Annotated in this window: 6 protein-coding genes; all 6 read left to right on the top strand. The window is 46.4% G+C overall.

Translation table 11 applies throughout. The annotated features are described in order from the left end of the window. On the top strand, positions 1 to 142 hold a 142-nt coding region (locus B4033_RS03735; RefSeq protein WP_286832190.1), incomplete at its 5' end, for a hypothetical protein. Further along, positions 139 to 630, top strand: a complete 492-nt coding sequence (gene benB, locus B4033_RS03730; RefSeq protein WP_004809446.1) for a benzoate 1,2-dioxygenase small subunit — start codon at positions 139 to 141, stop codon at positions 628 to 630. The genes B4033_RS03735 and benB, both read left to right, overlap by 4 nt. A gap of 93 nt (positions 631 to 723) precedes the next feature. Then, positions 724 to 1,740: a benzoate 1,2-dioxygenase electron transfer component BenC gene (gene benC / locus B4033_RS03725; RefSeq protein WP_253170714.1), complete on the top strand. Its 1,017-nt coding sequence runs from the start codon at positions 724 to 726 to the stop codon at positions 1,738 to 1,740. A 17-nt stretch (positions 1,741 to 1,757) separates the two neighbouring features. Continuing rightward, entirely contained in the window at positions 1,758 to 2,543 is a 786-nt protein-coding gene (gene benD, locus B4033_RS03720; protein WP_286832186.1) for a benzoate diol dehydrogenase BenD, read from the top strand. Between the two features lie 58 nt (positions 2,544 to 2,601). Beyond that, positions 2,602 to 3,822 carry a benzoate/H(+) symporter BenE gene (benE, locus tag B4033_RS03715; RefSeq protein ID WP_286832184.1) on the top strand — a complete coding sequence of 407 codons (1,221 nt, stop codon included), beginning with the start codon at positions 2,602 to 2,604 and terminating at the stop codon, positions 3,820 to 3,822. A gap of 37 nt (positions 3,823 to 3,859) precedes the next feature. Further along, positions 3,860 to 4,411: 3-oxoacid CoA-transferase subunit A (locus B4033_RS03710; protein WP_286832182.1), on the top strand; the 552-nt coding region annotated here is incomplete at its 3' end.

Raw genomic sequence — 4,411 nt, 5'->3', positions numbered from 1 at the left:
TTTAAAACCAAAACTGTCTGGTATTAAAACTGAAGATGAAGGTCTATACCTGGCTCAGCACCAGTACTGGTTAGAACTGATCAAAAAAGGCATCGCGACTGAAAAAGAAATTGCAGCATCTACTGAAGGAGAAAACGCATGAGCGACATCACTTTAGAAAATATTGCGCAGTTCCTGTATCAGGAAGCCCGCTTTTTAGATGATGAACAATGGGATGACTGGTTAACTTGTTATGCCCCTACTGCGTCTTTCTGGATGCCAGCCTGGGATGACGACGACAAACTGACTACAGATCCACAGTCTGAAATCTCGTTGATTTACTATCCAGACCGTCAAGGTTTGGAAGACCGTGTGTTCCGTATCAAGACTGAACGTTCATCTGCAACCATGCCGGATACCCGTACCAGCCATAACATCAGCAATATTGAACTTGTTGAACGTGATGGCGACAAGGTCACTGTACGTTTTAACTGGAATACCTTGAGTTTCCGTTACAAAAACAGCTACAGCTACTTCGGTATGTCACGTTATGAAATCGATTTTTCAGGCGATAAACCACAAATTTTAAGCAAATACGTGGTACTGAAAAATGATTACATCAATCAGGTTATCGACATCTATCACCTTTAAGACTGTTTTTATTACAGCCAGGTAAAACCTTTCAGCCAGATGGAAAATTGGCTGAAAGGTCCAGTTACAAAGATTTATATAGGATATTCAGCCATGTCAAACCACAATGTTGCACTTCAATTTGAAGATGGCGTTACACGTTTTATTTCTGTTGCCCAAGGCGAGACCCTGTCTGATGCAGCTTACCGTCAAAAGATCAATATTCCTTTGGACTGCCGTGATGGTGCTTGTGGAACGTGTCGTGCGTTTTGTGAATCAGGTTCGTTTGACATGCCTGAAGAAACTTATATTGAAGATGCATTAACGCCAGAAGAAGCAGCTGAAGGCTATATTCTTGCTTGCCAATGCAAACCAACGTCAGATGCGGTGTTCCAGATTCAGGCATCTTCTGAAGTCTGCAAAACAGAAATTCATGCATTCCAGGGAACTTTGGCTCGCGTTGAAAACCTGTCTGACTCGACCATTACCTTTGACATTCAGTTAGATGAAGGTCAACCAGACATTCACTTCCTTGCCGGTCAATATGTGAACGTGGGTATTCCAGGTACAACTGAAACCCGTTCTTATTCGTTCAGCTCTAAACCAGGCAACCGTTTAACCGGCTTTGTGGTACGTAACGTGCCAAATGGTAAAATGAGTGAGTTCTTGAGTGCCAATGCCCAAGCTGGCGACAAAATGACCTTTACTGGTCCATTTGGTAGCTTCTACCTGCGCCCTGTGACCCGTCCTGTCTTGATGCTGGCGGGTGGTACAGGTATTGCACCATTCATGTCGATGCTGCAAGTGCTGGAAGAAAAAGGTTCAGAACATCCAGTGCGTTTAGTATTTGGTGTGACCAATGATTTCGACTTGGTTGCCATTGAAAAACTGAATGAACTACAAGAAAAATTCTCATGGTTCGAATACCGTACAGTGGTTGCTAACCCGGAATCGGCACATGAGCGTAAAGGCTATGTGACCGGTCATATCGAAAACGAATGGCTGAATGGCGGCGACGTAGACATCTACCTATGTGGTCCAGTACCAATGGTAGAAGCGGTTCGCGGCTGGTTAGATGCTGAAGGCGTTAAACCTGCAAGCTTCCTGTTTGAAAAATTCTCTGCCAACTAATAGAGGGAATTTGTTCAATGTCTAACCGTCAAAGATTTGAAAATAAAGTTGTAATCGTGACGGGTGCCGCGCAAGGCATCGGTCGCGGTGTCGCGCTGCAAGTGGCGAGCGAAGGCGCCCAAGTCGTCATGGCTGACCTTTCCCCTTATGTAGAAGAAGTTCTGGCTGAAATTGAAGCGACTGGCGGTGATGCGATTACGGTCAAAGCCAATCTGGAAACGTTTGCCGGTGCTCAATCAGTCGTTGAAAAAGCGCTAGAAACCTATGGCCGTGTCGATGTCCTGATCAACAACGTCGGTGGTGCGATCTGGATGAAACCTTTCGAAGAATTTTCTGAAGAGGAAATTATCAAGGAAGTGAACCGTTCATTGTTCCCGACACTGTGGTGCTGCCGCGCAGTTCTTCCGGAAATGATTAAAAATCAGAAAGGTACCATTGTAAACGTATCTTCTATTGCGACACGCGGCATTAACCGTGTGCCATATTCAGCATCCAAAGGTGGTGTGAACGGCCTGACCGCTTCCCTTGCATTTGAACATGCCAAAGACGGCATCCGTGTCAATGCAATCGCGACGGGTGGTACAAAAGCACCGCCACGTAAAGTACCGCGCAATGCCAATCCACTGACTGAATCTGAAAAAGAATGGATGCAGCAAGTGGTTGATCAGACCATTGACCGTACGTTTATGGGACGCTACGGTACGATTCAGGAGCAAGTGAATGCGATTGTATTCTTGGCTTCGGATGAATCATCTTATATGACAGGTACAGTGGTACCGGTCGGTGGTGGTGATCAGGGCTAATCCTGATCATCACGATTTTTAACAGGCTCATGGTTCGACGCAAGGAGGCACATCACCAATGAACACCCTGTTTCAGACATTAAAAAATGATTGGTCAATTTCAGCCACTGTTGCAGGATTTTTAGCAGTGCTGATCTCCTATTCGGGGCCACTGATCATTTTTTTCCAGGCGGCTCAGCAAGCTCAAGTTTCCCCGGACATGATGATTTCATGGATTTGGGGAATTTCTATTGGTGCTGCGCTCGCAGGTATCTTTTTATCGATTAAATACAAAATACCTGTCGTCACCGCCTGGTCTGCGCCCGGAACGGCTTTATTAGTCACGCTGTTTCCCGATATTTCGCTCAATGAAGCGGTTGCTGCCTATATCACCTCTGCCGTGGTGATTTTTTTCATTGGGATCACCGGTTATTTCGACAAATTGCTGTCCTGGATTCCTCAGGAAGTGGCTGCCGGAATGATGGCGGGGATTTTACTGCAGTTTGGTTTAGGGCTGTTCACCGCGACCGATACCATGCCCTATATCGTCTTTGGCATGTTGGCGGTATTTTTGCTGGCCAAGCGTTTTAGTCCACGCTATGCCATGGTCTGGGTGCTGATTACTGGTGTGGTTTTAAGCATGCTACTCGGCAAGATTAACCCGGTCACGGCAGATTTCAGTCTGGCGATTCCGCAATTTATTGCACCGGAATGGACCTGGAGTTCAACCCTGAATCTGGCCCTCCCGCTCATTCTGGTCAGCCTGTCTGGCCAGTTTTTACCGGGAATGGCGATTATCAAACTCAGTGGTTATGACATGCCCGCTAAGCCAATCATCAGCGCAACCAGTATTGCCTCGCTTGCAGTGGCCTGTGTGGGGGGTATTACCATCGTATTGGCATCTATCACAGCTGCATTGTGTTTAGGTAAAGACGCACATGAGCTGAAAGAAAAGCGTTATATCGCCGGTGTAGCGAATGGGCTTTTTTATATTTTAGGCGGCTTATTTGCCGGCAGCATTGTCATGCTGTTTAGCCTAATGCCTAAGGAATTAATTGCGGCTTTGGCAGGACTGGCATTACTGGGTGCGATTGCCACCAACATTTCCGTGGCCATGGGCAAAGAGTCGCAACGTGATGCAGCGCTGATCACCTTTTTAGCGACTGCTTCCGGCATGCATTTCCTGGGACTGAGTTCAGTCTTTTGGGGAATTTGCATTGGCCTGGTCGCGCATTTTCTGCTGTCACAGAAAAACCGTAACGCAGTTCCGGTTACAGCATCAGATTCAAAACGAGTTTAAAGACATCCATCAGTTTAGGATATGTAAGGACCAGATTATGATAGATAAAAGTTCATTATCATTGAAAGAAGCACTCTCCCAGATCAAGGACGGTTCTACCATTATGATCGGTGGTTTCGGTACAGCGGGTCAGCCTGCTGAACTGATTGATGGTCTGATCGAGTTGGGCATTAAAGACCTGATTATTGTCAACAACAATGCCGGTAATGGCGATTATGGTTTAGCAAAACTGCTTAAAGCTGGCGCTGTCCGTAAAATCATCTGCTCTTTCCCGCGTCAGTCTGATTCCTGGGTATTTGACGAGTTATATCGTGCAGGAAAAATTGAACTGGAACTGGTACCGCAAGGTAATCTGGCTTGCCGTATCCAGGCCGCTGGTATGGGCCTAGGTCCAATCTATACCTCTACCGGTTTTGGTACCTTGCTGGGGGAAGGCAAACCGACCATGAACTATGAAGGCAAAGACTACGTTTTAGAAAATCCAATTAAAGCTGACTTTGCTTTAATTAAAGCATCTAAAGGCGACCGTTGGGGCAATCTGATCTACCGTAAATCTGCCCGTAACTTCGGCCCGATCATGGCAATGGCA

The organism is Acinetobacter sp. UBA3132 (genome assembly GCF_002364825.1).
Lineage (GTDB): Bacteria > Pseudomonadota > Gammaproteobacteria > Pseudomonadales > Moraxellaceae > Acinetobacter > Acinetobacter schindleri.
Note: the sequence above shows the minus strand (reverse complement) of the source record. Positions and strands in the feature narration are given on the sequence as shown.

What these genes read in the sequence shown, in the direction of transcription:
- benB (WP_004809446.1), top strand. Translation starts at nt 139, where the DNA reads ATGAGCGACATCACTTTAGAAAATATTGCGCAGTTCCTGTATCAGGAA.
- benC (WP_253170714.1), top strand. Translation starts at nt 724, where the DNA reads ATGTCAAACCACAATGTTGCACTTCAATTTGAAGATGGCGTTACACGT.
- benD (WP_286832186.1), top strand. Translation starts at nt 1,758, where the DNA reads ATGTCTAACCGTCAAAGATTTGAAAATAAAGTTGTAATCGTGACGGGT.
- benE (WP_286832184.1), top strand. Translation starts at nt 2,602, where the DNA reads ATGAACACCCTGTTTCAGACATTAAAAAATGATTGGTCAATTTCAGCC.